This is a genomic window from Brevibacillus sp. FSL K6-2834, from assembly GCF_038592925.1.
Classification (GTDB): domain Bacteria; phylum Bacillota; class Bacilli; order Brevibacillales; family Brevibacillaceae; genus Brevibacillus; species Brevibacillus borstelensis.
Window position 1 is genome coordinate 4,462,411 of the sequence record NZ_CP151945.1, and the last position, 25,570, is coordinate 4,487,980.

Sequence of the window (25,570 nt, forward strand, 5' to 3'; positions counted from 1 at the left end):
GGTTCACCCCATTTTTAAAAATAGGGGCGCCCGTAACAGACGCCCACTGGCCGCGGAAAGGGTTATTCACTTCCCAAAATGTTGCGTCCAAACCATTTCTCGCTGATCTTCTGATAGGTGCCGTCCTTGATGATCTCGTCCAGAGCCTTGTTCACCTTCTCCAGCAGCTCTTTATCGTCCTTGCGCAGCGCAATCCCCTGATTGTCATGGCTGAGCGGCTCCCCGACATCCTTGATCTTGTCCGGCACTTCCTTCATGTAGCGGAAGCCGACCATCTGATCCGTGATCACCGCGTCCAGGCGGCCTGTCGGCAGATCCATCAATGCCGTGACATCGCTGTCATACGTCGTGATGTTGCTTTTGTCTGTCAATTTCAGCGCCTGCTGTTCATAGCTGGATGACTTTTGGACACCGATTCGCTTGCCTTTCAAATCGTCGGCTGACTTGATCGAGTCGTTGCCGGCCGCGACGAAAATTTGAGCGCCGGAGCGATAGTATACGTTGGAGAACGCAACGGCTTTTTCCCGCTCAGGCGTAATCGTCAAGCTGCCGATGACCGTATCGTATTTCTTCGCTTGCAGCCCCTGGATGATCGTTTCAAACGGGTTGGTGATCGGCACGGGGTTCATCCCCATTTTTTCTGCCAGCGCCTGCCCGATCTCCACGTCGAAGCCCATCAGCTCCCCGTTTTCTTTAAAGTTAAACGGCTTGTACACACCGCTCATCGCGTACGTAAAGTCTTTCTTGTTCGGGTCTTTGGCCCCCTGTTCCCCGGCTGTTCCCCCCGTGCTCTGGGACGTTCCACAGGCCGACAATACGAGCGAGCCAAAAAGCAAGGTGGAGAGTACCCCCATCGTCCATTTCTTTTTCATTTTCATCGTGATGCCCCCTTTTATCGTTGTCTTTCCTTGCTTTACAAAATGCTGTTTAAAAACTGTCGGGTTCTTTCCTGCTGCGGGTTGGTAAAGAAATGCTCCGGCTCCCCTTGCTCCAGGATCTGCCCGTTGTCCATGAAAACAGCCCGGTCGGCCACTTCGCGGGCGAAGCCCATCTCGTGCGTGACCACGACCATCGTCATGCCTTCCTTCGCCAGCTGCTTCATCACCTGCAGTACCTCCCCGACGAGTTCGGGATCGAGCGCCGATGTCGGCTCGTCAAACAACATGATTTTCGGCTTCATCGCCAGTGCCCGCGCGATGGCGACGCGCTGCTTTTGTCCGCCGGAGAGCATGTCCGGATAAACGTCGGCCTTGTCCCTCATTCCCACTTTTTCCAGCAGGGCGTACGCTTCTTCCCGCGCCCTGTCGGGGGGAGTCTTTTTTACGTGGACAGGCGCTTCGATCACGTTTTCCAGGACCGTCTTGTGCGGAAACAGGTTGAAGTGCTGAAAGACCATCCCGACTTCTGTCCGGAATTTGTTCAAATCCGTCGTCTTCGGGTCGATCCTCTGGCCGTTGACGTGAATCTCCCCCTGATCATGCATTTCCAAAAAGTTCAGACATCGCAGCAAGGTACTTTTTCCCGAGCCGCTGGCCCCCAGCAAAACTACCACTTCTCTCTCGCCCACCTGCAGATCTACGCCTTTCAAGACGGTAAGCGAGCCAAACGACTTGTACAAATTTTTCACTTCAATCATTTTTGTGCTTGCCCCCCTTCCGGTAATTCGTGGTGAATAATCAAATCATGAAAACGCATACATATACTTTTCCGAATTGTGAAAATAGTTTCTGTTTTGATTATATTTACTCAATAGCATTCTGTCACCCTTTTTTTCGCAAAAAAAGAAAGGCTCGTCTTTTCGGGACAAATAAGCCTTTCCAGTTGGGACTGTATTCTCTATGCATCTTTGAAACTATTTTGCGAGCAACCGTCCAGGCCAAATGCGCTGTATCAACAAAAAACACCCCGACCGAAAGCGGCCGGAGTGTTTGGGTTTTGTTATTCAAATCGTTGCCGGCGCTTTGGCCAGTTGTTACTTCACGACAAGCTTGGCGATCATTTTGCCGTGGTCAGGTCCGCAAATCACGTTACAGAAGATCTTGTACTCTCCTGCTTTGTCGATGGTCATCGTTTTGCTGCCCTCGTTTTGGATATCTACATCCAGGCCTTCGATGCCGATCCCATGGAAGCCCTCAGTCGATTTGAAGTTGATCGTGAACGGCTCTCCTGCTTTCACCTCGAAAGATTCCTGGTTAAACTTCCAGTTGCTAGCTTCGATGTTGATTGCGTTTTCAGTGGCTGCTGCAGGCGCTTGTTCGCCTCCTGCCGCTGCTTCTTTTTTGTCTCCTCCGCAGCCCGCAAGCATAGCGGAAATGGCCACTGCCGAAATCAGTAAACCCCACGTTTTTTTCATAAGGCACCCTTCTTTCATGCAATTTCTGCAAGTTCTACAATTTCATTATAACGAAAGAAGGCCGTCCAAAATCTGGGAGTCTGTGAATGAATCTTGACGAACCTGAGAACGATTGGTGAACTTTGGAAAAAACTAGGAAAACTCTTGCATTTCACTATGTTTCTCTACTCCCGATTTATCCGCGACAGGAGAGATATAGAAGACGGTAATTTCGGGAAAGCACTTCCAGCGAAAGGGCAGCTTCACTGTTCCCAATCCGCGGCTGACATAAAAAACACTGCTGTCCGAATCTGTTTTTGCACCTGTATGCACATCCCGGTATGCTCCCCAGGTCTTCCCAAACAACCGGATCTGCCCGCCGTGGGTGTGGCCGCAAAGCAGAAGGTCATAGGCCAGCCCTTCCTGGCGAATAAACCTCTTAATGCGAGGCGAGTGGGCCAGAAAAACAGTCAACGGCGCCGGATTGGCGCTTTCAGCCGTACCATTTGAGTGGTCCATAAACGCGCTCTGGTCTGGCACGTTGTTCCGCTCGTTTCCGTAAATGGAGTTGTCGAAACCGTACAGCATGACTGGCCTTCCATCAATCTGTACAAAAGCGGCCGCATTTTCAAGTACAGTCATTCGGGACAGCCACGCTTCCCGCAGCTGTTCATATTCAGCCGTTGCAAACTTGCGCTTCCTCAAGAAGCGGCGTTCCTCCCTTTCGTAATTCCCGGGCACAAAAAACAAGCCGAAACGAGATTCAATGCGTCCCAGCTCGTTTAGCACATGTGTCAGCTGCTCTCTTCTGCTAGTCAAATCTCCCGTCACGCACACCAGATCCGGCTGCCATCGGTTGATCAGCCTGCTGATCCTTCCATTCCAAAACCGGGTGCGGCCATGCAAATCAGAAATGTGGACTATCGTGCAAGCAGGTGAGTGAGGCTTTGGAAGCCGGCAGACTGTCGTTTTGACAACCCACGTGTGAAAGCTCAACATTCCCAGGAAGATCAAAATAAAAAAGACAGCCAACGTTCCCCATAAAGCCATAGCGTTTTCCCCCAGCACGATTTCTTGAGGCCCATTTCCCGTTTGCAAAGCCTCTGTCTTCTGCCGATCTTTGCCTTTTTCCCTGAACCGAATAAAAGAGAGTGAGCCTCAAAATATGATCGTAAATGAAGTTCGACACAACTTCAACGAGTCCCTTCCTTATTATGGCAAACCACGCACTGAGCTGTACATCCTAAAAGCTCGCCCTTTTTGTTTTAACGACGCGCACCAGATCTTCAACCCCGATCCACTGCGCCTCCCAGTCGTTGACCAGCTTGAATTTCTTTTGTCCCACATCGATATTCCGGACGACCCCCCAGGCTGTCTCGACCACTCCCAGTCCCCCGGCTGTTTCGCGAAACCAGGAAACGGTGATCGCGTAGTCGTACTGCGTCGAATCGTAGACGCGGAAGCACATTTCGCCAAAATCGTCTTCGTCCACGACCGGGCGTCCAACAAGAGGCAGCGCCGGGCTTTCCTCGCCGCCTTTCGTCAGCGACAACGCGTGTTTCAAAACTGCCATCTCCATACTTTCTGAAAAGTCTTCGATGTTCTTAGCCATTCCGGTACCCTCCAACAGGAACATTTGTTCTTATTCTACTCCTTTTTTGCGAATATGCAAATGGAGGATTTTGTAGCGCTCTTGCCTCCAGCTTCGTCAAATAAGCAATGAGCAAGGAGGTGATTCCCTTCGAACCGCTAGCCAAGAGAAGAGAGCAGGTCATCAAGGAGTGGGTGGCCACGCACCATGCCCTGATCTTTCGAACAGCCTATTACTATGTAAAAAATAGAGCAATCGCCGAGGATTTGACCCAGGAGGTGTTCGTGAAAGCCTTTCAAAAATTTGATTCCTTTCGGGAAGACGCCAATCCGAAGACCTGGCTTTACCGGATTGCCATAAACACCGCCAAGGATTATTTGCGATCATGGAATCATCGGCATCTTTTTTTTACTTCCGTTTTTTTTGAAAGGAGCTCCTCTCAGTCTATCGAGGAGCAGGTTATGCACCAGTTTCAAAATGACGAGCTGGTCCAAAACGTCATGGGGCTTCCGACCAAATACAGGGAAGTCATTGTGCTCTACTACTTTGAAGAGATGCGAACGCCCGACATTGCCGAGCTTTTGGGACTGAAGGATTCAACAGTGCGGGTCAGGCTTTCGCGAGGCTTGGAAAAGCTGAGGCAATTGCTGAAAGGAGGAGATCAGGATTGGACATCCTTGACCGACAGCTGAAACAACGAAAGGAACTGGTACACGACTCGCTCAGACTGACCCAGGAGGAAGTGTCCCGGCTGGAGCAAAGAACGCTCGCTTCCCAAGCAATGGCTAAAAGTGGAAAAAAACGATTCCTTGTCCGAACATGTGCCATAGCTGGCGTCGCGGCAGTGGCCGCCATCCTTCTTTGGGCCGGTCCGCTCGCTCAGCTTCCGGAAGAAAATCCAAGCCAGTTGGTTTCTCCTCCTGTGACGACGCCCAATCACCAGCAGACGCCAGCCCCTGCACTGCCCGAAGCACCCAAACAGACTGTCGCCTGGCAGACAGAAGCGGATAAACTGGCTTTTTACCGCGTATTTTCGCTCGGCATGACCTATGACGAAGCAAAGGCGCTCTTCCCCGAATTGGGAGAACTGCAGCCGCTTGGGGGAATTGAAATCCTGGGTGCGGACGGCTTGCAAGAAGCCTTCATGCCCGTCACCTTGGGAGACGAGCAGGTACAGCTGACGCTCTCTTTTGAACACGGCTTCCTCTATGCTGCCCGATACCAGATCGAAAGCAAAGACGAACAGAGGATCATGCAGAAAAAAGCCGAGCTGGAGACGTTCTATGCAAGCGATTTTGGCTCGCCAAAAGAAGAAGCGCTTGAATCGGGAACGAGTTCGGCATGGAGCCCCTTCTTTGGGCTCGGTCTGACGAAAAACTGGGACGGCCGCTACATCCTCATCTGGGGGCTGCAAGGAGGTGAAGAGGCATTGGAGGAGCTATACCGGGATCGAGAGTTTACCGTCCAGGAAGCGATTGAGCGGGCGCTGTCGGAGCAGCCGGAGTTTCCTGCCCGCACAGGTGAAACCAGGCAAGTCCGTGTCGAAGGAATACCCGAGACACTGGCAACCACCAGCCTGCGAACGAAGGTAAAGCTGCAGACGAGAGACAGCTATCTCGTTACATTTGAACGGATGTGGACGATTCAGGGTGGCGACAATCGCCAAATGACGATCCCTAGCTACTGGACCTACGAGGTAACAGAGAAACAGGTGAAGCTGGTGGACAGCTATGTTGCAGATCGAGAGGTGATGGAGTATCTACATGCTGCTGCGCCCCCGCCGAAAGGCTGATCGCAGCTCGTGGGGTGGCTTGCTGAAACAGGAAAAGGCGGGTATTCGCGCCCTACCCTTTCTCTATATGTCTTTGAGATCGATGACGTAATAGTGAAACTCGGCAACAGCTTCAAAACCTATCGACTGATAGAGGTTCAAAGCACGCCTGTGATGAGTGACCACTCCCAGACGAACCTGTTTGCAGCGCTCTGCCAGGAGTTTCCCTACACGCGCAAGCATATCATGGCCGTAGCCTTTTCCTTGGTATTGCGGGAGGACGCAAACACTACATTCAATGAGAGTCAAGGGGTCCCGTAAGGTCTTCGTTTAGAGGTTATAAGACTGCAGGAGCAAAACGATATTCTACAAAAAACGGACTCGCGTGAAACCTTTACATTCTTAAAAAATTTCCCAGCAAGTAAAATAGCAAAACAAGTGTAACGATGGTTGGAACCAAGGTGATTCTGTTCCATTTGTACTTATGCGAAAGCACACAGCTCCAGATAACAAAAACAATCGCCACACCCAGCATTGTGATCATGTAGATCATAAGATTCAGATTCCCCTCCCCTGCAAGACCGATCTTTTCCTTTTGCCAACCGGACATGTCGTAGAGATAGATCTGCATGATTGGTACAAAAAAAACTCCCTGGGCAATGCATCCAGCTTCTGCATATGCCCAAGGAGGTCTCTCGTTTCAGCTTTTGTCTTTCCTTAGTCGTCGCACTTCTCCGCTTTCCCCTCAGCCAGCGCGGTCTTGAAAGAAGAACCGCAGCCGCAGGAAGCGACCGCGTTCGGGTTTTGGATGGAAAACCCTCCGCCCATCATCGATTCCTTGTAGTCGATTTCCGTGCCTTTGATATATAGGTAGCTGTCTTTGTCGACAACAATCTTGACTCCATTTTGTTCAAAGGTTTGGTCGCCTTCTTTGATTTCCTGATCCCAACCCATCCCGTAGGTAAAGCCACTGCACCCACCCGGGCGGACACCTACGCGCAAAAACAGGTTAGGGTTGTTCTCTGCCGCCAGCATTTCTTTTACCTTCAGGGCGGCTTGCTCGGACATGGTAATCATTCGTTTCCCTCCTTGTCAGCCGTTGTTACTATGATGCGGCGTTCTCCTTACAGTATACCGAAGAAGCACCTGTGCTCTCAAGACTGCGCTGCACTTTGGCGGGCCCAAAAAGGCAGCAAAAAAAGAGGGTTGCCCCCTCTTATACAAAATAGGCCTTTTTATCCAAAATATAAAAGCAGTAGGACTGCTTCTTTTTACCTACCTTGGACAGATTATGATCCATTTGGTTCAGCTCGTTGTGAAGTTGATCAATCTTCTTGCTGTATTCCAGTACTTCTGGATGATCCAACCCAAACTCTAACCCCATACTAACCATACGCTGTCGAAGGAGTTCAATTTTTTCAAGCAAAACGTCCCGCATTGCTGAAGCTCCTCCTAAAGATCATTAAGGCTTTCGTACCTTTATTTTACAAGATGATAAGACATTAGGCAAACAAATTTTCCTTTTATAACCATGAAAGATCTGGAAATTTGGCGACATTTGTTATATTTTTACAAACAATCCTTCTCAAAACTTCTCATATTGTTCCCCTTCCTGAAGAGGTTTATAATATAGGTGCTTTTGTTATCGTGAGGAAAAGGGTAATCATTGATTTTAATCACCAGACTGCTCATGTGAAGAGTAGAACTATTGTCGTTGCTTACGGGGCGCTGATTGTCGACGCTCTCGCTGAACGGAAGGCTTCATCTGGAGGAGTGTTCCTTGGCTTTTAGTGCCCGGCAGAGACTGATACCCTTTCGAACAACATCACAGGATTGCGAGTAATTCTAGCTGAAGGGAAGTGTTTATGATGGCACTCGACACCCTTGTTCTTCAGGACAAAAATTTGTCCACAGTGGCCAACAAGGTAATTGCCGGTGAACGACTTACATTGGAGGACGGTCTCACCCTTTTTAATTCTAATGATTTGCTGACGATCGGCCAGCTTGCCAATCTGGTCAACCAACGGAAAAACGGAGACAATGTTTACTTTATTCAAAACCTCTACATTAATCCGACCAACGTCTGCGAGGCTCATTGCAAATTCTGCGGGTTCCGCCGCGACTTGGGCGAAGACGGCGCTTATACGATGAACACCGAAGAGCTGCTTCACTATGTAGAGACCCGCTACCACGAAGGCATCCGCGAGTTTCACATCGTCGGCGGCCACAACCAGCATGTGCCGTTTGATTACTATCTCGACAACATCCGCACGCTGAAAAAAGCGTATCCGCATGTCACGATGAAGGCGTACACCGGTGCCGAGATCGAGTTCTTTTCCCGCATCTCTGGCCTGTCCATCCGTGAAGTGCTCGAGGAGCTGCGCAAGGCCGGAGTGGAAAGCTTGACGGGAGGCGGCGCGGAAATCCTGACCGAGCGGTACCGCATGAAAATGAGTCCGGAAAAGGCATCGACAGATATGTATCTGGAAGTGCACCGTACTGCCCATCAAATGGGTATGAAAACTCACTCCACCATGCTGTACGGATCGATCGAAACATTGGAAGAACGCGTGATCCACATGCTCCGCCTGCGTGAATTGCAGGATGAAACCAACGGATTTTTGGTATTCATCCCGCTGGCGGTCCAGCCGATCAAAGCGACAGCCGGCATCAAACGCCGCAACTCTGCTATCGACGACCTGAAAACAATGGCGATCAGCCGCTTGATGCTGGACAACTTCCCGCACATCAAGGCTTACTTCATCAACATCGGCACCCAGCTGACCCAGTTGTCCCTGACCATGGGGATGTCCGATGTGCACGGAACGCTGATCGAGGAGCGCATCAGCCACTCCGCCGGGGCGCTTACACAGCAAGCGCTCACTGTCGATGAGCTGGTCTGGCTGATCAAGGGCGCCGGCAAACGCGCGCTGGAACGCGACACCTTCTACAATGTTGTCAAAGAACACTAAACGAATACGCTGTTGAAGTCTGCAGACGGGACGCCTTAACCGGTGTCCTGTCTTTTTATTTGTTTTTATCAGCCATTTTTGTTACGTTACTGATTGTAAGACATTTTCAAATGTTCAGGAGGTGTGAACCGTGCCGCTCTTAATTGTTGCAGCCCCCCGGTTAGGCAATTCATAACTTGGGGGGATCTCAATTGATTTTCTGGAAAATAGCAAAAAATGAAAAGATGTTCCGACGCTATCTCGCTGCCTTGTTTCTGTGGGAGTGGACGCAGTGGATGCTGGTTACCGCTATCCCGCTGTTTCTGCACCAACGCTACGGACTGGGGAAAGAATTTGTCTTCAGTATTGTCATTGAACTGCTGCCCGGCATCCTGCTCGGTCCAATCATCGGCTCCTGGATTGACCGCTGGGGCGCAAAAAGAGTGACGACCCTGGATATCGCGGCTTACAGCATCCTGGTCACGCTCTTGCCCCTGTCATCCTCGCTGTGGCAGGTGCAGCTCATTCTGCTCGGCATCGGCATCGCGAAAACAGCAGGGTCTCCCGCTTCGCTCACCTTGCGGGCCAGGGTCATCCCAAAAGGGCTGGAGATTCAGGGAAACGCAGCAATCATGGGTATCGAGCGCCTCTGCAAAATCATCGGGCCCTTGGCCGCAAGCATGGCCATCCTCGTTTTTGGCATCGGAACGATGCTTCTGCTCTGCTCCTTTGCCGGACTTGCTGCATTTGCCCTGTTTTACATGCTTCCGGCAGCGGAAAGCCAAAAGCAGGCAGAGAACGAAAATGGCTTTACAAAAGCGATTTTCTCGGCGCTCCCTGCCTTTTTCGGATTGCTTTCTCGTGACCGGATGATCGCTGCTTTTGTCGTGACAGCCATCGGGTATTCCCTTTTGTTGGGAATGCTGAAGATCTTTCTGCTGTCACTTGCCGGCTTGTACGGAGATCCCCAGCAATACTGGGGGCTGCTTCTGGCAGCACAGGGGTTGGGGTCGCTCGCAGGAGCACTTGTCTGCGACAGGGTTGTAAACCGGCTGACACGGACGTACTCCCTGACCTGGGTCTATTTCCTGTTTGGACTGGGGGAAGCTGTCCTTTTGACCGGCCTTGCCTTTCCGCTCGGGCTTACCTGGACCCTTTTCGTCCTCGTCCTGGCTGCTGTGTTTGAAATCGTGGCGACGATCATTTACTTTTCAGTGATACAGACGCGGATTCCGTATGAGCAGCAAGGTTTGTTCAATAGCATGACCTTGCCGGTACTGGATACATGCTATGCGGCTGGCATCATGTTATCGGGCGCGCTCCTCACTACACTGCCGATATTCTCTGTACTGCTAGTGTGCCTCGGATTTATGCTGGTCACCCATCTGCCGTTCGCCAGGCTGTTCTTTCGCGACAGGGCAGCCGAAGCAAGCGCAGGCAGCGAGTAGCCGTTTCCTATAAAAAGCACTCGCATGCAATGAAAAAGGGCTGTCCCGCTCGTAAAGACTTACGAGGGGACAGCCCTTCACTATCGCAACAGGTCAAACGAAGCTGCTCATTTCCCTTCCCGATTGCTCAAAAGGGAAAGTCCTCCTGCTCTTCTTCATCTGCCTTGAGCTTCGCTTTGATTTTTTCCAACAGCTCATCGGCCGTTTCCGCTTGCACCAGGTCCCCGTTTACCAAGGCAAAGGGCTGCATGTAGCATTCGCCGCAGTATCCGAGGCAGCCGTATTCCAGCACGTCGACATCCAGCTCCGGGTCATTTTCGAGCGCTTCCATTACTGGCTTTGTATAGGAAGAAACGTTACTCGCGCAAAATTCTACTAAGGGCTTCATCTATTTCTCACCTGCCATAGTTATTGGCTTCGTATTTCGTTCTTTATTGTACCGCTTCTCAAGGAAAAATTCAGTACACAAGTGCACCGTTATCTGGGAAAAAGATTCTGCTTGCAATTTAAGCGAAAGAGAACAACAATAGAGTGGGTGCTGTAAAATAACGGACAGAAGAAAGGATAGACCTTCTATGAAACGACTTGTTATCCTTGGCGGAGGATACGGGGGTCTGCGAATTATTGAGCGCATCCTGTCCCCTGATTTACCAGATGACGTCTTTGTCACGCTTGTGGACCGGATGCCGTTTCACGGATTGAAGACGGAGTATTACGCTCTGGCTGCAGGTACGGAGCCGGAAATGGCCGTACGCGTCGCTTTTCCCAGCGATCCTCGTTTAACAATCAAGTACGGAGAAGTAGCAGGAGTGAACCTGGACGAACAAATCGTCAATTTTGACAACGGCGATACGCTTTCCTATGACTGGCTGGTGTTGGCACTGGGTTGTGAAGACCGTTATCACGATATTCCCGGAGCCGAAGAGTTCACCAATTCGATCCAGACCATGGCCGCAACAAGAAATACGTATGCGGCAATCAATAACCTCAACCCATATAGTATGGTTACCATCGTCGGTGGAGGACTTAGCGGCGTTGAGCTTGCCTCCGAACTGCGGGAAAGCCGTGCCGATCTGAACATTCGCATCGTGGACCGCGGCGAGAGCATTCTCAGCCCGTTCTCCAAAAAGCTGCAAGAATACGCTTCCCAATGGTTTATTGAGCACGATGTCCAACTGGTCTCGATGGCAAACGTGAATCGCGTCGAACCGGGTGTGGTGTACAACCATAACGAACCGGTTGAGAGCGATGTCATCGTCTGGACCGCAGGTATTCAAGCAAACCGGATCGTCCGCGGGCTGCCGATCGAAACGGATAACATTGGACGAGCCAAGCTGAACGCCTACCACCAGGTTCCCAACTACCCCAATGTATACGTAGTGGGCGACTGTGCGAGCCTTCCTTATGCGCCGAGCGCACAAACAGCGGAACTGCAGGGAGAGCAAATTGCACTCATGCTGAAAAAGGATATGAAAGGCGAAGATTATCCTGCCTCGCTGCCTGTTATCAAGCACAAGGGAATGTTCGGCTCTCTGGGTAAAAAAGAAGGCTTCGGCGTCCTCGGAAAAGTATCCCTGGTCGGCCAGATGCCTCGTGTCATAAAAAGCGGCATTCTCTGGATGTACAAGAAACATCTGGGCTAGCCCGGCAATAGAAAGCCTATCGGTTCTCGTAAGCCGAGGGCTTTTTTGTTTGCTCTGCTGCATGGTTTGTTGATGGTCTCCTCATACTAACGGCATATTCGTACGCAAAGTCTTCCCCCGTATAGGTGAGTCAATGAAACATGCACTCCTTTTCCTTTTGTTGGTCCCTGTAACATTTACTTACAGATACATTGACGCTTCAATAGCCGGGCGAGTGCCGCATTACACTTCTGCTTCGGAATCTGAGCGAGTGCCACTTCACACTACCGCCGCGGCATTTGGGCAAGAACAGCTACAAGCTGCCGCCGCCGCGTCGGAGAAAGTACGGCTTTCATTTGCATCTCCCGCACCTGGCCGCGAGCAGCTTCTCGAAGGCGCCCTGCTAAACCGCTACCTGGAGTTGATCGGCAGCACTCTTCAAAGGCCTTTTGGCTGCGGAAAAATCGCCGGCATCAAGCGTTTGGGCGACCCCAGACTCCCGGCCTTCGAGGTAGTCATCGAAGTCGTTACATTCGGCGAGGCATTTGGACAGCCCCCGTATGGTCTCGTCTCCCTAACCGTACGGGATCGTCCGGACCTCGTAAGCCTGACCGGAATTGAAAAGCAGCGGAATCTTTCCGAGGACGAATATAAAAACCGATGCCGCTGGTTCGTGCGGTAAGTGTTCAAAGAAATTTTCCTTCATTCTCTTAAAACCGCACGGTAGAAAAGATTCACAAGTTCGGTACTATACGACTGCGGATCGATACTGCCGTTCAGCTTCCTGTTGAATATATATTCGTCAATCGCTCCTCGAATTGCGCTTGCCATTGCCAAAACGTTGAACTTGCCGAATTCCTTTTTCTCCTGTCCCGCAACCAGAATTTGCTGCAGCTCGCTCTCCAGAGGATTCTCTTCATCGTCGTCCAGCTTATAATAGGGGACATTATTGGCCGTCCGCGCATGAAAGACGATCTCAATCAAAGCTATATTGTATTCAGGCTTATTGGCATGATAGGCAATACTGGCTTCGATGTAGGCGCGGAGCTTGTCGCGGGGAGTGGTTGCTGTTTGCGTACGTTCCAAAACATAAGAGGACATGTCAGATAAAAGCTGCGTTAATGTATAGTCCATCAAATCATTTTTGTCCTTAAAATGGTATGAGATCAATGCCGTGCTAATTTCAGCCTTTTTTGCTATTTGGGCCATGCTGGCGTGGATGTACCCGATCTCATCCAGGGTCTTAATCGCCGCATCAACGATTTGCGCGCGCCTGGCCTCGGAAATAAAAGATTTTTTTTCATCCGTTTTTTTCGTTCTCATCCTGATCGACCTCGTTTATTTGCTTAGGTTTCTCCAGTACTGAAACTTCCCTCTGTCTTTTACCATTATGCCAAATTTACAAGCTTCGCGTTGCATCTCTTTGGCCGATTCCACGTCTTTCTCTTGCAATGCTTGCTCGCGGCCCTTCAAAAGAGCGTTTAAGGCTGGGGACAAATCTGGCGTTTGATCCACCCAAAGGCGATATTTTGCCTCATAGGGGTCCCCCTCTACCGACCATGGATAACGGTGCTTGACAAACGCATCAGCGATAGTGGCAGGCGTTGATTCATAAGCTTCGCGCGCTAACTCTTGCCCGGTATTTCCAAGCAGGACAAGCTCCTTGCCGTCAATAAACACCGACGCAATTTCGGATTTGGAATACCGTTGAGTACCATCATTGATTTTCATTGTTACTTCATCATCGGAAACAGCGATTACAAGGCTTTCTTTTATCGCCACAGCAGAGAGCCATACACCTGCAATCAAACCTAAAAAAGTCGTTACAATCGCCACCCACTTCTCATCAAAGGAAGCGACCAACTGCAAAGGACCTTGAAGTGGGAACCAAGGCAATCCGGCAACCCAATCAGCAATTGACGGCAAGAAATACCCTAGAATCATTCCCAAAACGGGTGGAGTAAGCATCACAAGAACGCGCTCGACTGGCGCAAGTCCAATAACTGTCATATGCTTGTTGCTCTGTTGAGATTTGAACATAAACTACCTTACCCCTTTTCATAAGAAACGTCTTTGAATCTAGAGAATGGGAGTGCAACAGACACCCAATATTACATCTCCCTAACTCTCAGGTCTGAGGAGCGAGACAAGTGGATGAAATGATTTGATCGATTAACCAAATTATTGATCGCATAATCAAATTATGACTTTTTATTCGACTTCTGTAAATAGGCAAAATCGAGATTATTATTCTCAACATGTAGTTCACGTCTCTGTTCTTCAGTTGTCTTCTTCGTGTTCTCTCGCCGAGCTGCAAGGAAAACTCCCCCGATTACTGACTTTTAGGGATTTCATGACATTTTTTCCTCGCCTATGTAACGTGCATTGCTGCTGCTGCGTCTTTACGTCGAGGTGATTGTATGGCAAGGTGGTTTGCATTCGGATTGCTTCCTCTCCTGCTGCTCCTGTCGTTTGTCTTCACTCCTTCAAACGTTTATGCCTGTACCTGCGCCGAGCCTCCGACTCCGAAAAAAGCGCTTGAACAGGCCGAAGCCGTCTTTGCAGGTACGGTTACGGCTGTCACTTCCGCAGAGTATGGACATGAGGTGCAATTTCAGGTCAACACTACGTGGAAAGGAGTGAGTCAATCCCAGGTACTCGTTGCAACGGGCAGCGGTGACGGCGACTGCGGCATCGCCTTCCAAGCAGGCAATGATTATCTTGTGTACGCCCACCCGGATACGTACTACAGTGAATCAGGCGGGCTGGCGACCAATATCTGCACTAGAACGACGCTTCTCTCCGATGCCTCAGTTGATTTGCTTGCCATCGGCCCGGGAACGCCTGTAACCGCGGACCCGCCAGAAAATAGCCAACCAAGCGGTTTTTGGGAAAAGCAGGAAAACGTGTGGATAATCGGACTGCTGGTTTCCATTGCGGCTGTTTTGGTTGCTTATCTCAGCTATGTGAAAAGGAAAGGGCAATGATCCATCCTCTATGCAAGGAAATTGCAGTGCAGGATAGTTCCCTGTTTGTATCGGACATCGATCGTAAAGAGAGTCGAATGGAAAGAGGTGCAAAAAAATGAGTATGGTAACCCTCCCTGCCTGGTTTTGGGCGATTTATTACCTTTTTTTGTTTGCTACATTAGCCTTGGGCCTGTGGAGCCTTGCTCGAAAGAAAATGAAAAGCGCGTCGATTGTCGCTATCATCTTCGCAATCACCGTCCCTCTTGTCAGTTTGGTCAACAGCATCGGAAGAGCAGAGGGCACCCATGAATTGAATCATTTGATCAGTCAACTGCAAGAAGGTGCTGTCTGGTCTGTGTATGTCAGCGCGGGTTACTTGTATTTGCTGGTTTGGTGGATGCTTTTCTTCAGCAAGGGAAAGGACAAACCGAATAAATACGCTGCGAAGTAAAGAGTAGCAACTGCTTGCAGCCATCGTTTTCTCTTAAACTGGCTTCAGACATGCAAGACACAAAAACCGGAGCATCGCTCCGGTCAGACTGACGAGAAAAACCTATTTTCAAAAAATGAATGGCATAAGGATGGATAAAAAGTAAAAGCCGGTCTTCTTTATAAAGAAGAATGATCGGCTTTTGTTGTTAAACGAGAGCTCTTTGTTAGTATCGTGTTATCCCCTATCTTTCCGGAATGCCTGCTTTACTCGCTCGATCTGAGCGAGGTGGTCACGGACATGCTGGACGCGTAATTCAAGCAGCTCTTTGAACGTCTACCGCATTCCATCGGGATATTTCCCGACCCGCTCAAGCTGCTTGGGAGTCAGATTTTCCAGAAGTGGCAACATGCTGGCCCGCAGATTTTGGAACAGGAGCAGATGCTGCTCTCGGTCCAACCGTCCATATCCCAGGTTATCCGTCCAGGCTTCCTGATCAAATGATAGCAGAAGCGGTTCTTCCTCAGCCAAGACTTTTCTTAGCCGATGTGTCGACAGGATTTCGTCATCCGTCACATGGATCACAATCTGATGGATGCTCCATTTGTCCGGTCCAGGTTGGAAACGCAGTTCTTCCTCAGACAATCCTTCGACGGCTTCTCGCAGCAGCGCATAGTCTTGGCTATAATCCTCGATCAATTTTTCCATCCGATCTTCTCCTTCATTATTATTTGTGTCACAGGAAGCTTTCGATAACAAATATTATTATTCGTTATAGAACAAATACCTTCTTGGTTTTACCAATAATCCGTCACCCTACAATGATTTCTTTGGAAGTTGCCTAAATGTTTAATCCACCAGTGGTTCCGTGGTTAGCCTCATTTATTCAGTTTTTTTGAACCTTTACGACCGGGACTCGTTTCAGTTCATACGTCCCTTCCAATATTCCTTCATGGATGACGTTCAGCTTTAGCAAGCTGGATATTTTTCCTGCATCCGCTCTCGACACCAGCCTCCACAAAGAAGCCTCAGGCAGGGCGTTGTACAGTCTGTCGTCGTAATATTCGCGCCTTTCCTGAAAGCTGATCGCCAACCTGTAATCACCAAGGATTACGGACCCCGCGTCAGGGTATTCTTCAAGGATTTCCTGTCTGATCCCCTGCAATTCTTCCTCGATTTTTTTCTGCTCTTCTTTTAGCTGATAATAGCGTGCCAACCGCGCTTCCATTCCATCGTCTCCCCCTTTGTCCATGTCGGTCGATATATATGAACAAAACAGGAGGGGTAGAACAGCGACTGGCAGCTTATTTCGGGTTAGACAGAGATGGGTTTAGCGGGCTTCATTCAATTTGGCAACAGGAAAAATTCTTGGTAACAGAAAAAACTTGGTCTCAGAAAACAACTTGATAACAGCAAAAAGACGCGGCAGCCACCGCGTCTTTTTCTTGCCTGCTACAGATTTTTGAGCAGGTCGCAGCTTGTCTTATTCGTTTGCATCAGGCGTGACATTGATCGCTTCATTCGGATGCTTCAAGAGGAAGGTGGAGTATTCCACTTCCCATGGTGCCCATTTGCCTTCGCTGCCAAAGCCCCAGATCGACTTGAGTGTGGAAACGGTATCCGTATTGTTCAACCCGACGATCCGCTGCTCGCCCATCAGTTCAAACGTTCCGTTGTTGTCGATATCAATCGGCTGCAGCGAGCCGAACGGATAGGAATAGACGGACAAGTCGTCATCTTTTTTCAGCAGCTTGCCGTCCCTGTCGTACAGCTTGGCCATCTGATAAAGCTCTTTGTTTGCCTGTACATCGAGAGTCAACGGCTGCTGCAGATGGGTCCCCTTTCCTTCCACCTTAAAACCGTTTGCGAATTTGCCCTCGTAGCGGATTCCTTCGTTTTCTTCTTCGCCAAAGATTACTTTCCCCTTGTTGTCCGCAAATGTCGCAATGACATGGTTGTAGATGCCTCCGCTGCCGCCTGTCGCTGTTTTGACAAAGGCATCGGCGACGTGGTCTCCCGTAAAGTCGAGCAGAGTCAGCTCGCCCTCATAGCCGCCAAGGTCCTTCATCTCGGTTTTGCTGTAGGCTTTTGTCTTTCCGTCCTGAACCACGATGTTCATATCGGCGGCGTATATATCGTCCGCCTTTTCCTTTACTCCTACCAGGTATACCGTGTCCGCTACTTTATCGCCGTTGACATCAGCAGATTTCTGGTCGATGACATAGGTGTTCTTGTCCAGCTTCAGTTCTGCTGCTGCTGCAAACGGCTTTCCTTTCTCTGCGTCCGCATGAGCTACTTTTGTATGGGCCACCGTCAGACCAGTACCTCCGATTACGCCGGCAAGCAGCAGGAATGTAACGGGCTTCATCCATTTGTTATTCATTGTGATTTCCTCCTTGGTGATGGTTACATTCATAACTATAGGACGAAACCCCTTATCTTTCGTTACAAACGGATGACGAAACAAAAACAAAGAGGTAAAAATCTGCTATTTCACATGATTCAGCACGCTTTTGATCACTTCGACCGAATCTTGCTTGCGGTTCAGATTATAATGCTTGCGCACCGCTTGATAGACGGCATTCAAATTTTTGCTTGTCTTGTTTTTCCGATAGGCAGCTACCTGCTTGGTAAACTTCGGATGGTGGATCAGGTCGCGGCTCCAGTCCCAGGCCCGCGGCTTCAGCGCGTCCGCTCTTGCCTGCGCAAGCATTTGGTCAAAGCGCGGAACAGCAAATTCCGTTACTTTTTTTCGTATGGTATAGGTTCTATCATCGGATGGCCACGGGTCTGAGCCTTCCTGATACGCTCTTCCGTTGATGAACAATACATCCCGGTATTGCATCGGAACCATTTCCGGCTTGAGCTGGAGGCGGTAGTATTCCCAGCCATTGGCCGTTTTCCTTCCTAGCAAAACAAACGTGATGAAATCAAATAATCTTTCGTAGGCGTATTCCTCTATGTAATCATCCGGACCTATTGATGCAAGCAAGAAAAACTCAATCTCCATCTATCTCTGCCTCTACTTTTACCTTATTTCCTGCATCCCTTCCATTTGTCGAACGTCTTCTCACATTTCAACAGCACGATCGGTTTCCGTTTCCATAAACAAAAAAACGGCCAGACCGTAAATCTCGTCTGACCGCTTCCTACTGCTATTTAAACCATTGATCTATTCATCGCTGTCAACAGGAGCAGCCAAAGGCTGCAAGCCCATGCTCTCCAGCTTTTCATAAACACTTTTCAACTTGGGATTTCCCTCGCCGACAATTTCCCCGGAAATTACGACAAGCGGATACCACAAATCTTCCTCCAGTATGCGCTTCGCCCAGCTTTTGTCTTCTTCTGTCTCCGGCTGTTGAAAGTCGCTATACGTGATGCGGACATTGTCGTTCCCGTACTTGCGGCCAACCGCTGCCTGCAGCCATTCAGCCGTTTCCTTGGCTGAAGGCAAATTGACGCAGCTTGCACACAACTGCTCTGTACCGTACACCTTTATCTCCACACTCACGCTTTCCGCCCCCTCCACATTTTCTCCATCTTATCACTTGGAGAGCGCTTGTTCCAGATCCTCCATCAAATCCTGTACATCCTCGATTCCGACAGAGATGCGGACCAGGCCATCGGTAATTCCGAGCTCGGCGCGGCGTTCTGCCGGGATCGAGGCGTGCGTCATCCGTGCCGGAACACTGATCAAGCTTTCGACAGCACCCAGAGACTCGGCGAGCGTAAAATATTTCACTCGGGACAGCACTTCATCTGCACGAGCCGCACTTCCTACGTCAAAGGAGATCATGCCGCCAAAGCCGCGACCTTGGCGTTTCGCCAGCTCATGCTGCGGATGGCTGGCCAATCCAGGATAAATCACCCGAGAAATATCGCTTCGTTTTTCCAGCCATTCGGCCAGTGTACGAGCATTTTGCTCGTGCTCTTCCATCCGGATGCCGAGCGTTTTCATGCCGCGCAGCAGAATCCAGGAGTCCTGAGGACCGAGAATGCCCCCAATCGCATTTTGCAGAAAATGAAGCTCTTCCCCGAGTTTCGCATCCTTGGTTACGACCAGACCGGCGACGACATCACTGTGGCCGCCAAGGTATTTGGTTGCGCTGTGATAGACGATGTCTGCTCCAAGGTCGAGCGGATTTTGCCAATACGGCGTCATGAACGTATTGTCGACGATCAACAGAATGCCATGCTTCTTCGCAACCTTCGACAGCGACTCAATATCGCTTACCTTCAGGAGCGGGTTGGTCGGCGTCTCCATGATGATCGCCTTTGTTTCCGGGCGAATGGCTGCTTCTACAGCAGCTCCGTCACTCGTATCCGCATAGGTGGCTTCCAGGCCCAAACGCGAGAACACGCGGGTAATGACGCGGTATGTTCCCCCGTACACATCGTCCCCGACTACCACGTGATCGCCTTTGTTGAACATGGAGAGTATCGTGGAAAGCGCCGCCATGCCGGAGCCAAACGCCAGTCCACGCGCACCGCCCTCCAGCTCGGCGATATACGTTTCCAGGGCATGCCGGGTCGGGTTCCCCGTCCGGGAATATTCAAAGCCTTTGTGCTGGCCGATCGCTTCCTGCTTGTATGTGCTCACTTGATAAATCGGGACGGAAACTGCTCCTGTGTGTGGATCTCCCTCGATTCCTCCGTGAATCAGGCGCGTTTTGATGCGCATCTTATATGCCCCCTTGATAGATTTTTTTACTCAGATAGCGTTCGCTTCCATCCGCGAACAAGGTAACGATATTCGTCCCCGGCTTGGCGATTTGCGCTTCCCGCAGTGCCGCTGCCATGGCCGCACCTGCAGAGCTGCCGACCAGAATCCCTTCTTTCGCAGCGAGCTCCTTCACCAGTTTGAAGGCCTCCACATCCAGGATGGTATGGATCGCGTCGAAATAGCCGGTATCCATAAACGGCGGCAAAAACTCCATGCCGATGCCTTCCGTCTTGTGCGGACCGGGCTCGCCGCCGTTCAGGATGGACCCTTCCGGCTCGACAATCACGGTTTTGACCTGCGGATTCTTCTCTTTCAAGTACCGGGCTGCCCCCATAAACGTACCGCCGGAGCCTGCTCCCGCTACAAACACATCCACATTCCCTTCCATTTGTTCCCAAATTTCCGGTCCCGTTGTTTTGTAGTGTGCGTCCGGATTGGCCGGATTGGCGAATTGTTGCGGGACGAACGAGCCCGGGATGCTTGCGGCCAGCTCTTGCGCTTTCGCGATGGCACCCTTGATGCCCAGCTCGGTCGGCGTATTGACGACCTCTGCGCCAAGTGCGCGCATCAGCTCTTGCTTTTCCTCGGAAAATTTTTCCGGAACGCAAAAGATCACGCGGTATTCAGTCCCGACGGCCGCCAGAGCCAGGCCAATCCCCGTATTTCCCGCAGTCGGTTCGATAATCGTGCCGCCCGGCTGAAGCTGGCCGCTTTCCTCAGCAGCACGAATCAGCTCGACACCCAGCCTGTCCTTGACGCTTCCGCCAGGGTTGAAATACTCCAGCTTGGCAAACAAGCGGACGCCCTGCGGGAGCGAAAACTTCGTCAATTCGACAATCGGCGTATTTCCGATCAGTTCTTTAATATTTCCATATACGTTCACGGCACCAGACCCCTCATCGTATTTGTTTCGTTTCCGTTTTATTATAACATGAGGCCATAACAAAAAGTCCACGCGCGGAGCGCAAGCCGCCCAATTTATACAAAGTGCAGCGGCCGGGGAACCGGTCATGGATTTCTTTTGACACGAGGATTATAATAGAGGTAGGAATGAAAGGAGTGAGTACCCATGGATAACATGTTCGACCAAGTAGAAGAAGTCCTCGATAAATTGCGTCCTTATCTTCAACGCGACGGCGGCGACGTACAGCTCGTCGATGTGGAAGATGGCATTGTCAAGCTTCGTCTGATGGGAGCTTGCGGCAGCTGCCCTTCTTCGACCATCACCCTGAAAGCAGGGATTGAGCGCGCACTGTTGGAAGAGATTCCAGGCGTGAAGGAAGTACAACAAGTATTCTAAGCTGAAAAAGCCCTTTCCGGTCAGTCGATCGGCGAGGGCTTTTTTGCATGTGCGAAGCTTTTCGTCTCCGCCTCGCTATTCCAGGCGTGCCGCAAAAAATCGATCACATGGTCTATATACGCTTCCGGATCATGCGGATAGCTCCGCACATGCCCCGTTCCCGGTACGAGCCAGAGACGGGAAGCTTCGTGAGTCACAAGCCGATACAATTGCTCGCTGTTGGAGCACGGCACAGTCGCATCTTTCGTTCCGTGGATGAACAAAATCGGCTTATCCGCCTGTCTCACAGCTTCATACGGCCTGACGTGCCTGGGGTTGGCCCGAAGCATGAGCGGGCTTAGCGTCAAAATCAGCCAGTTGAACGGGAAGCGGGGCAGGCCTGTCCACTGCGGCAAATTTTCCTCAAGATACTCCTGCAGGGAGTAGAAAGGCGAATCAGCAATGATCGTCTCTACCCGCTCGTCCAGTCCTCCCACCATCAGGGAGGTGGCTGCCCCCATGGAAAAGCCGACCAGGCCGATTTTTTGTTCGGGCCGCGTCGCTTTGACAAAGTCAATTGCACCCAGCAAATCCTGCTGTTCCCTAAGACCGATCGTCGTCAATGCCGGCGAGGATTCTCCGCTGTTGCGAAAGTCAAACAGAAGCACATTGTATCCTTTCGAGACGAGGTCGGCGGCAAGCGACAAGGCGGGAAGATGAGGCTCCAGGCGATTTTGTCCATAGCCATGAGAAAAAATCAGCGTCCTGTCGCTTTTCTCAAACCCGTTTCCTTCTGCCGGAATATACCAGCCGCGAATCGTTATCCCACTCTCTCTGCTCGGAAAGGAGACGGACTCATAGGCCTGCAGCGAATACTCCTCCGGTCTGCTTTCCACCGGCTTTCGGCGGGGATGAGTCAGCTTCCAGGTAACACGCAGGGCTACCGCTGCTGCAGCCGCGATTGCTGCCACTGCGATCACGACTGCGATCATCATGATGTTCATACTGGTGTAACAGGCTCCTTTCCCTCCAAAACTGCCCGGATATTGACCGCGGCCAGCTTTGCCATCTCCATGCGTGTCTGATATGTAGCACTGCCAATATGGGGCAGGGCGACCACATTGGGCAGTGTGAGCAGCGGATGATCCAACGGAACCGGCTCCTTCTGGAATACATCCAATCCGGCGGCCCAGATTTTTTTCTCTGCCAGTGCCTTGTAAAGCGCCTCTTCGTCAACTGTACCGCCCCTGGACACGTTGACGAATACCGACGTCGGCTTCATCAGGGAAAACTCCCGCTCCCCGATCATTTTCGCCGTATCCGGAGTCAGCGGCGTCAGCATGACGACGTAGTCCGCCTGTTTCAAGAGATCATCCAGCTCGCGATACTGGGCACCGACCGCTTGCTCTGCTTCCGGCTTCCGGTGGCGGTTGCAGTACAAAATACTCATGCCAAAGCCCTTGGCTCGTCTGGCTACAGCCTCCCCGATCCGCCCCATGCCGACAATCCCCAGCGTCGCATTAAATACATTTTGCCCCGCCAGCAATGTCGGGCTCCACGACGTCCACTGACCCGCCAACAAAAAGCGGTTTGCTTCCGTGATTCGTCTGGCTGCCGCCATCAACAGGGCAAAGGTCAGATCGGCGGTTGCCTCGGTCAGCACATCAGGCGTGTTGGTTACCTGGATGCCGCGCTTTTTCGCTGCCGTAACATCGATATTGTCGTATCCTACCGCCATATTGGCCACAACCTTTAACCGTTTGGCCCGGGACAGCAGTTCCTCATCGACCCGGTCAGTCAGCATGGCAAGAAGTCCGTCAGCCCGCTCCGCTTTTTCGAGCAAAATCTCCCGCGGGCAGGGACGGTCCTCCTCCCATACGTCGACCGTAGCTATCTCTTTTACATACGCGATTGCTTCATTCGCTACTTGCCTCGTCACGAACACGATCGGTTTCTTCATCTTCTGGCCTCCACAACCAATCAATTTGCGGAATCGAAACGCCGTACCGCCGGTGAATGAACACCGGGTATGCTAGCAGCGCCTCTTCCATTTTTATCAGTTCCTCATCCAGTTGCTCCTGCCATCCGCTGCCGTCGACTTCCTGCTTCTCTTCGGGGGACAGCTCCCGGTAGGCTTCCACCACTTTGAGAAATCTCCCCGGATACAGCATCAAACCGTAAATGACGGCGTACTCGCTTTCCAAAAGGGGCGTCACGCTGTTGTACCCGTCGAGAAAGCTCGCGATCCGCTCTTCTTCCCATCCGCTGCGCTTGACCTCGGCCTTGATCCACTGCCCGATGTCGCGCGAGCGCATGTCCAAGACCCAGTTCCACTCTCCTGTCAGATGGGCGCCTCTTTCCTCGTCCCAGAGAATGAAGTCCTGTTCAAAATTCTGGTACGCCACTTTCCCGCAGGCAGATGTTTCCTTGACCACTTTGTCGTAATCGGCGTGGTACAAATATTGGACCGCTGTCTCTCCGAGCTGATGAACATAGGTGTAGCTGGTCAAGAGGTACTCGTCAAAAGCAGTGATCTCCACATCAACTTCGTCCATATCATCGCGATATCCTTCGTACTGGCGCAGCTTTTTCCGCCACATCGCAGGCCAGGTACCAAGCGAGCTGTAGGGCAAAAACAGCTTATCCCCTTTGAGCGATCCCGTCCCCTGATGGAAGTGGGCGAGTGCCTGCCCGCACTGGAATGCTTGATTTTCCGGAACCGTTTCCCTAAGTCCCCGGTACACATACAAAATCTGGTCGTCGTGGACGACGTGCTGCTGGCCTTTGACCGTCTTGATCAGCGCAAGAGGCTTCAGCACTTTTTGCCCGCTGAGATGTTTTCTTACCTTTTCAATGAACTTGTTTTTGTATTTGTAAACAACTGGAGCTTCATAGAGATAGAACAATCCCTGGTCTGTCTTCAACCGCGCAGCGTTTCCGCTTCGACTGTAGTTGACGAGAGACAGTCCGTATGCCTCCTGCAAAATCGTATGATACTCCATCAGAACAACCCTCCCTGCACACCTTCTCATGAAGCAAGGTATGTCAGAACACCGGGATAGGTGCCTACTTCCTTGTAAATACTACCTTCGTGCCACGAATAAGCGTGCGAGGAGGTCCGGTTGATGAAAGAATACAGTCCGCTCAACAGCATGACCTGCTATGAAGTCACGCTGGAGCTGTTGAAGCAGCGAGGAGTACAGGTGGATGATATCGCAGAAATCGTGTTGTTCCTGCAAAAGGACTACTTCCCTCATCTGACCTTGGAAGCTTGCAGAGAAAGCGTAGCCGCCGTCCTGAGAAAACGCGAGGTGCAAAATGCGCTGATGACCGGGATTCAATTGGACATGCTTGCGGAAAAAAAGCAGCTTCTTTCCCCGCTTCAAGAAATTATCGAAACTGATGAATCCCTCTACGGCATCGACGAGGTGATGGCGCTGGCCATCGTCAATCTGTACGGCAGCATCGGATTTACCAACTACGGCTATGTAGACAAACTGAAGTACGGGAAACTGAAGCAGTTAAACGACAAAAGCTTTGGTGTCCATACCTTTTTAGACGATCTGGTAGGCGCAGTCGCAGCGGCAGCCTCCAGCCGCATTGCCCATCGGCAAAAACAGGAGGAAGAGTCCTGTCTATGAGGCTGCGACTCTGCGAATGATCTACGAGGAGATGCGGCGAAGCCACTCCGACAAATCGGCTGCCGAATGCGTGGGACGATTGGGATGGTTCTGCGCATCCTCTGCACTGGAAAAACCGGTCAGGACGTGAAGCGTATCGATCCCGCTTCCGGCCCCTGCATCGATGTCGGTAAAGAGGTTGTCACCGACGATCAGGGTCTCCTCCGCTGCTGTTCCCAGCATATCCAGGGCAAGGCGGACAATGATCGGCTCCGGTTTCCCAATCACAATCGGCTCCTTTCCGGAAGCGACGGAAACAGCGGCTACCAGTGAACCGTTCCCGGGAAACAGTCCATTTTCCGAAGGCAGGGCCGCATCTCTATTCGTTGCAATAAACGTAGCCCCGTCGCGGATAGCACGTGCGGCGACTGTCAGTTTTTCATAGGTAAAGGCCCGGTCAATTCCGACGATGACGTAATGCGGCTTTTCCTCTGTCAAGACGAAGCCCTGACGCGTCAACTCCGTTCGCAAGCCTTCCTCGCCGATGACGCAGACCGGCGTGCCCGGTGAGGCATGTTCTGCCAGAAAATGAGCCGTTGCCATGGCAGAGGTATACACATCATCTGCCGCTGCGGCAATACCCATGGCCTGCAGACGCGAAGCTACATGCTCCGATGTGGCAGCCGAGTTGTTGGTCAGAAAAAGGTACGGCACTTTCGACTTACGCAGATGCAAAATGAATTCTGCTGCACCGGGTATGACTTCCTTGCCCCGGTAAATGGTTCCGTCAAGATCAAGCAAGTAGCCTCGGTATGTCTTCACAAAATATCCTCC

30 protein-coding genes and 1 pseudogene are annotated in these 25,570 nt (G+C 51.1%); 10 read left to right on the forward strand and 21 right to left on the reverse strand.

Annotation, left to right across the window (positions count from 1 at the left end; genetic code table 11):
* Positions 1–62 precede the first annotated feature (62 nt).
* The 5 genes from NST96_RS21845 to NST96_RS21865 all read right to left on the reverse strand — a co-directional run bounded on the left by NST96_RS21845 (position 63) and on the right by NST96_RS21865 (position 3,944).
* The gene (locus NST96_RS21845; protein ID WP_081787775.1) at positions 63–878 is read right to left on the reverse strand and encodes an ABC transporter substrate-binding protein; all 816 of its coding nucleotides are present in this window, start codon (positions 876–878) and stop codon (positions 63–65) included.
* A 35-nt stretch (positions 879–913) separates the two neighbouring features.
* Positions 914–1,636: an amino acid ABC transporter ATP-binding protein gene (locus NST96_RS21850; protein WP_024983106.1), complete on the reverse strand. Its 723-nt coding sequence runs from the start codon at positions 1,634–1,636 to the stop codon at positions 914–916.
* A 336-nt stretch (positions 1,637–1,972) separates the two neighbouring features.
* Entirely contained in the window at positions 1,973–2,353 is a 381-nt protein-coding gene (locus NST96_RS21855) for a cupredoxin domain-containing protein (protein ID WP_003389687.1), read from the reverse strand.
* A gap of 132 nt (positions 2,354–2,485) precedes the next feature.
* The gene (locus tag NST96_RS21860) at positions 2,486–3,382 is read right to left on the reverse strand and encodes a metallophosphoesterase (protein ID WP_172921023.1); all 897 of its coding nucleotides are present in this window, start codon (positions 3,380–3,382) and stop codon (positions 2,486–2,488) included.
* 193 nt (positions 3,383–3,575) lie between these two features.
* A complete protein-coding gene (locus NST96_RS21865) occupies positions 3,576–3,944 on the reverse strand; it encodes a YolD-like family protein (protein ID WP_227277499.1) in 369 nt (122 codons plus the stop codon).
* Between the two features lie 119 nt (positions 3,945–4,063).
* Between NST96_RS21865 and NST96_RS21870 the strand changes: the two genes are divergently transcribed.
* Both NST96_RS21870 and NST96_RS21875 read left to right on the forward strand, forming a co-directional pair.
* Positions 4,064–4,615 (forward strand): sigma-70 family RNA polymerase sigma factor, encoded by a 552-nt coding sequence (locus NST96_RS21870; RefSeq protein WP_342404596.1) that lies wholly within the window; start codon positions 4,064–4,066, stop codon positions 4,613–4,615.
* Positions 4,591–5,715: a hypothetical protein gene (locus tag NST96_RS21875; RefSeq protein ID WP_342404598.1), complete on the forward strand. Its 1,125-nt coding sequence runs from the start codon at positions 4,591–4,593 to the stop codon at positions 5,713–5,715. The genes NST96_RS21870 and NST96_RS21875 overlap by 25 nt, the downstream gene beginning before the upstream one ends.
* A 696-nt stretch (positions 5,716–6,411) precedes the next feature.
* Here NST96_RS21875 and erpA read toward each other — a convergent pair.
* Together erpA and NST96_RS21885 are read right to left on the reverse strand one after the other, a co-directional pair.
* On the reverse strand, positions 6,412–6,771 hold the full coding sequence (erpA, locus tag NST96_RS21880; RefSeq protein WP_031931953.1) for an iron-sulfur cluster insertion protein ErpA: 360 nt from the start codon (positions 6,769–6,771) through the stop codon (positions 6,412–6,414).
* 139 nt (positions 6,772–6,910) lie between these two features.
* Positions 6,911–7,132 (reverse strand): aspartyl-phosphate phosphatase Spo0E family protein, encoded by a 222-nt coding sequence (locus tag NST96_RS21885; RefSeq protein WP_342404601.1) that lies wholly within the window; start codon positions 7,130–7,132, stop codon positions 6,911–6,913.
* A 430-nt stretch (positions 7,133–7,562) separates the two neighbouring features.
* Here NST96_RS21885 and mqnE point away from each other — a divergent pair, with 430 nt between their 5' ends.
* Together mqnE and NST96_RS21895 are read left to right on the forward strand one after the other, a co-directional pair.
* A complete protein-coding gene (mqnE, locus tag NST96_RS21890) occupies positions 7,563–8,666 on the forward strand; it encodes an aminofutalosine synthase MqnE (RefSeq protein WP_003389698.1) in 1,104 nt (367 codons plus the stop codon).
* A gap of 191 nt (positions 8,667–8,857) precedes the next feature.
* Positions 8,858–10,093, forward strand: a complete 1,236-nt coding sequence (locus tag NST96_RS21895) for an MFS transporter (protein ID WP_122958463.1) — start codon at positions 8,858–8,860, stop codon at positions 10,091–10,093.
* A 127-nt stretch (positions 10,094–10,220) separates the two neighbouring features.
* Here NST96_RS21895 and NST96_RS21900 read toward each other — a convergent pair whose 3' ends face one another.
* Positions 10,221–10,481, reverse strand: coding sequence for a DUF1450 domain-containing protein (locus NST96_RS21900; RefSeq protein WP_003389702.1), 261 nt, complete (start codon positions 10,479–10,481; stop codon positions 10,221–10,223).
* 187 nt (positions 10,482–10,668) lie between these two features.
* On the opposite strand from NST96_RS21900, the gene NST96_RS21905 reads away from it, so the two are divergent.
* Positions 10,669–11,736, forward strand: coding sequence for an NAD(P)/FAD-dependent oxidoreductase (locus NST96_RS21905; RefSeq protein WP_024983099.1), 1,068 nt, complete (start codon positions 10,669–10,671; stop codon positions 11,734–11,736).
* Positions 11,737–11,986: 250 nt separating this feature from the next.
* Positions 11,987–12,397, forward strand: coding sequence for a hypothetical protein (locus NST96_RS21910; RefSeq protein ID WP_342404605.1), 411 nt, complete (start codon positions 11,987–11,989; stop codon positions 12,395–12,397).
* Between the two features lie 20 nt (positions 12,398–12,417).
* On the opposite strand, the gene NST96_RS21915 is transcribed toward NST96_RS21910, so the two are convergent.
* Both NST96_RS21915 and NST96_RS21920 read right to left on the reverse strand, forming a co-directional pair.
* A complete protein-coding gene (locus NST96_RS21915; RefSeq protein ID WP_170208332.1) occupies positions 12,418–13,038 on the reverse strand; it encodes a TetR/AcrR family transcriptional regulator in 621 nt (206 codons plus the stop codon).
* A 15-nt stretch (positions 13,039–13,053) separates the two neighbouring features.
* On the reverse strand, positions 13,054–13,755 hold the full coding sequence (locus NST96_RS21920) for a hypothetical protein (protein WP_024983096.1): 702 nt from the start codon (positions 13,753–13,755) through the stop codon (positions 13,054–13,056).
* A gap of 380 nt (positions 13,756–14,135) precedes the next feature.
* Between NST96_RS21920 and NST96_RS21925 the strand changes: the two genes are divergently transcribed.
* Positions 14,136–14,702 (forward strand): hypothetical protein, encoded by a 567-nt coding sequence (locus tag NST96_RS21925; protein ID WP_039070631.1) that lies wholly within the window; start codon positions 14,136–14,138, stop codon positions 14,700–14,702.
* Between the two features lie 97 nt (positions 14,703–14,799).
* Positions 14,800–15,135, forward strand: coding sequence for a hypothetical protein (locus tag NST96_RS21930; protein ID WP_003389710.1), 336 nt, complete (start codon positions 14,800–14,802; stop codon positions 15,133–15,135).
* 216 nt (positions 15,136–15,351) lie between these two features.
* On the opposite strand, the pseudogene NST96_RS21935 reads toward NST96_RS21930, so the two are convergent.
* From NST96_RS21935 to cysK, 7 genes and pseudogenes are all read right to left on the reverse strand, one after another.
* A pseudogene (locus tag NST96_RS21935) lies at positions 15,352–15,822 on the reverse strand (DinB family protein).
* Positions 15,823–16,000: 178 nt separating this feature from the next.
* The gene (locus NST96_RS21940) at positions 16,001–16,342 is read right to left on the reverse strand and encodes a hypothetical protein (RefSeq protein WP_003389713.1); all 342 of its coding nucleotides are present in this window, start codon (positions 16,340–16,342) and stop codon (positions 16,001–16,003) included.
* A 255-nt stretch (positions 16,343–16,597) separates the two neighbouring features.
* Positions 16,598–17,497, reverse strand: a complete 900-nt coding sequence (locus NST96_RS21945) for a hypothetical protein (protein ID WP_172921017.1) — start codon at positions 17,495–17,497, stop codon at positions 16,598–16,600.
* Positions 17,498–17,602: 105 nt separating this feature from the next.
* Positions 17,603–18,106 (reverse strand): hypothetical protein, encoded by a 504-nt coding sequence (locus NST96_RS21950; RefSeq protein ID WP_172921016.1) that lies wholly within the window; start codon positions 18,104–18,106, stop codon positions 17,603–17,605.
* A 180-nt stretch (positions 18,107–18,286) separates the two neighbouring features.
* The gene (locus NST96_RS21955; RefSeq protein WP_003389717.1) at positions 18,287–18,625 is read right to left on the reverse strand and encodes a YuzD family protein; all 339 of its coding nucleotides are present in this window, start codon (positions 18,623–18,625) and stop codon (positions 18,287–18,289) included.
* 33 nt (positions 18,626–18,658) lie between these two features.
* The gene (locus NST96_RS21960) at positions 18,659–19,795 is read right to left on the reverse strand and encodes a bifunctional cystathionine gamma-lyase/homocysteine desulfhydrase (RefSeq protein ID WP_024983091.1); all 1,137 of its coding nucleotides are present in this window, start codon (positions 19,793–19,795) and stop codon (positions 18,659–18,661) included.
* 1 nt (position 19,796) lies between these two features.
* On the reverse strand, positions 19,797–20,720 hold the full coding sequence (gene cysK / locus NST96_RS21965; protein WP_003389719.1) for a cysteine synthase A: 924 nt from the start codon (positions 20,718–20,720) through the stop codon (positions 19,797–19,799).
* A 195-nt stretch (positions 20,721–20,915) separates the two neighbouring features.
* On the opposite strand from cysK, the gene NST96_RS21970 reads away from it, so the two are divergent.
* A complete protein-coding gene (locus NST96_RS21970; RefSeq protein WP_003389720.1) occupies positions 20,916–21,137 on the forward strand; it encodes a NifU family protein in 222 nt (73 codons plus the stop codon).
* Between the two features lie 20 nt (positions 21,138–21,157).
* Here the strand turns inward: NST96_RS21970 and NST96_RS21975 are convergent, their stop codons facing one another.
* The 3 genes from NST96_RS21975 to NST96_RS21985 are packed head-to-tail and all read right to left on the reverse strand — an operon-like array spanning position 21,158 to position 24,118.
* Positions 21,158–22,120: an alpha/beta fold hydrolase gene (locus tag NST96_RS21975; RefSeq protein ID WP_024983089.1), complete on the reverse strand. Its 963-nt coding sequence runs from the start codon at positions 22,118–22,120 to the stop codon at positions 21,158–21,160.
* Positions 22,117–23,076: a D-glycerate dehydrogenase gene (locus NST96_RS21980; RefSeq protein ID WP_031932715.1), complete on the reverse strand. Its 960-nt coding sequence runs from the start codon at positions 23,074–23,076 to the stop codon at positions 22,117–22,119. The genes NST96_RS21975 and NST96_RS21980 overlap by 4 nt, the downstream gene beginning before the upstream one ends.
* The gene (locus NST96_RS21985; RefSeq protein WP_039070626.1) at positions 23,033–24,118 is read right to left on the reverse strand and encodes a hypothetical protein; all 1,086 of its coding nucleotides are present in this window, start codon (positions 24,116–24,118) and stop codon (positions 23,033–23,035) included. Before NST96_RS21985 ends, NST96_RS21980 begins: the two co-directional genes overlap by 44 nt.
* Before the next feature lie 123 nt (positions 24,119–24,241).
* On the opposite strand from NST96_RS21985, the gene NST96_RS21990 reads away from it, so the two are divergent.
* On the forward strand, positions 24,242–24,757 hold the full coding sequence (locus NST96_RS21990) for a phosphatidylglycerophosphatase A (protein ID WP_003389724.1): 516 nt from the start codon (positions 24,242–24,244) through the stop codon (positions 24,755–24,757).
* Positions 24,758–24,778: 21 nt separating this feature from the next.
* Here the strand turns inward: NST96_RS21990 and NST96_RS21995 are convergent, their stop codons facing one another.
* Complete coding sequence (locus NST96_RS21995; protein ID WP_327969763.1) at positions 24,779–25,558, reverse strand: TIGR01457 family HAD-type hydrolase; 780 nt, start codon at positions 25,556–25,558, stop codon at positions 24,779–24,781.
* Between the last annotated feature and the right edge of the window lie 12 nt (positions 25,559–25,570).

What these genes read in the sequence shown, in the direction of transcription:
- NST96_RS21970 (WP_003389720.1), top strand. Translation starts at nt 20,916, where the DNA reads ATGTTCGACCAAGTAGAAGAAGTCCTCGATAAATTGCGTCCTTATCTT.
- NST96_RS21905 (WP_024983099.1), top strand. Translation starts at nt 10,669, where the DNA reads ATGAAACGACTTGTTATCCTTGGCGGAGGATACGGGGGTCTGCGAATT.
- NST96_RS21940 (WP_003389713.1), bottom strand. Translation starts at nt 16,342, where the DNA reads ATGGAAGCGCGGTTGGCACGCTATTATCAGCTAAAAGAAGAGCAGAAA.
- NST96_RS21885 (WP_342404601.1), bottom strand. Translation starts at nt 7,132, where the DNA reads ATGCGGGACGTTTTGCTTGAAAAAATTGAACTCCTTCGACAGCGTATG.
- NST96_RS21990 (WP_003389724.1), top strand. Translation starts at nt 24,242, where the DNA reads ATGAAAGAATACAGTCCGCTCAACAGCATGACCTGCTATGAAGTCACG.
- NST96_RS21960 (WP_024983091.1), bottom strand. Translation starts at nt 19,795, where the DNA reads ATGCGCATCAAAACGCGCCTGATTCACGGAGGAATCGAGGGAGATCCA.
- NST96_RS21865 (WP_227277499.1), bottom strand. Translation starts at nt 3,944, where the DNA reads ATGGCTAAGAACATCGAAGACTTTTCAGAAAGTATGGAGATGGCAGTT.
- NST96_RS21845 (WP_081787775.1), bottom strand. Translation starts at nt 878, where the DNA reads ATGAAAATGAAAAAGAAATGGACGATGGGGGTACTCTCCACCTTGCTT.
- NST96_RS21920 (WP_024983096.1), bottom strand. Translation starts at nt 13,755, where the DNA reads ATGTTCAAATCTCAACAGAGCAACAAGCATATGACAGTTATTGGACTT.
- NST96_RS21945 (WP_172921017.1), bottom strand. Translation starts at nt 17,497, where the DNA reads ATGAATAACAAATGGATGAAGCCCGTTACATTCCTGCTGCTTGCCGGC.
- NST96_RS21855 (WP_003389687.1), bottom strand. Translation starts at nt 2,353, where the DNA reads ATGAAAAAAACGTGGGGTTTACTGATTTCGGCAGTGGCCATTTCCGCT.
- NST96_RS21900 (WP_003389702.1), bottom strand. Translation starts at nt 10,481, where the DNA reads ATGAAGCCCTTAGTAGAATTTTGCGCGAGTAACGTTTCTTCCTATACA.
- erpA (WP_031931953.1), bottom strand. Translation starts at nt 6,771, where the DNA reads ATGATTACCATGTCCGAGCAAGCCGCCCTGAAGGTAAAAGAAATGCTG.
- NST96_RS21850 (WP_024983106.1), bottom strand. Translation starts at nt 1,636, where the DNA reads ATGATTGAAGTGAAAAATTTGTACAAGTCGTTTGGCTCGCTTACCGTC.
- NST96_RS21985 (WP_039070626.1), bottom strand. Translation starts at nt 24,118, where the DNA reads ATGGAGTATCATACGATTTTGCAGGAGGCATACGGACTGTCTCTCGTC.
- NST96_RS21860 (WP_172921023.1), bottom strand. Translation starts at nt 3,382, where the DNA reads ATGGCTTTATGGGGAACGTTGGCTGTCTTTTTTATTTTGATCTTCCTG.
- NST96_RS21930 (WP_003389710.1), top strand. Translation starts at nt 14,800, where the DNA reads ATGAGTATGGTAACCCTCCCTGCCTGGTTTTGGGCGATTTATTACCTT.
- NST96_RS21925 (WP_039070631.1), top strand. Translation starts at nt 14,136, where the DNA reads ATGGCAAGGTGGTTTGCATTCGGATTGCTTCCTCTCCTGCTGCTCCTG.
- NST96_RS21915 (WP_170208332.1), bottom strand. Translation starts at nt 13,038, where the DNA reads ATGAGAACGAAAAAAACGGATGAAAAAAAATCTTTTATTTCCGAGGCC.
- NST96_RS21975 (WP_024983089.1), bottom strand. Translation starts at nt 22,120, where the DNA reads ATGAACATCATGATGATCGCAGTCGTGATCGCAGTGGCAGCAATCGCG.
- NST96_RS21980 (WP_031932715.1), bottom strand. Translation starts at nt 23,076, where the DNA reads ATGAAGAAACCGATCGTGTTCGTGACGAGGCAAGTAGCGAATGAAGCA.
- mqnE (WP_003389698.1), top strand. Translation starts at nt 7,563, where the DNA reads ATGGCACTCGACACCCTTGTTCTTCAGGACAAAAATTTGTCCACAGTG.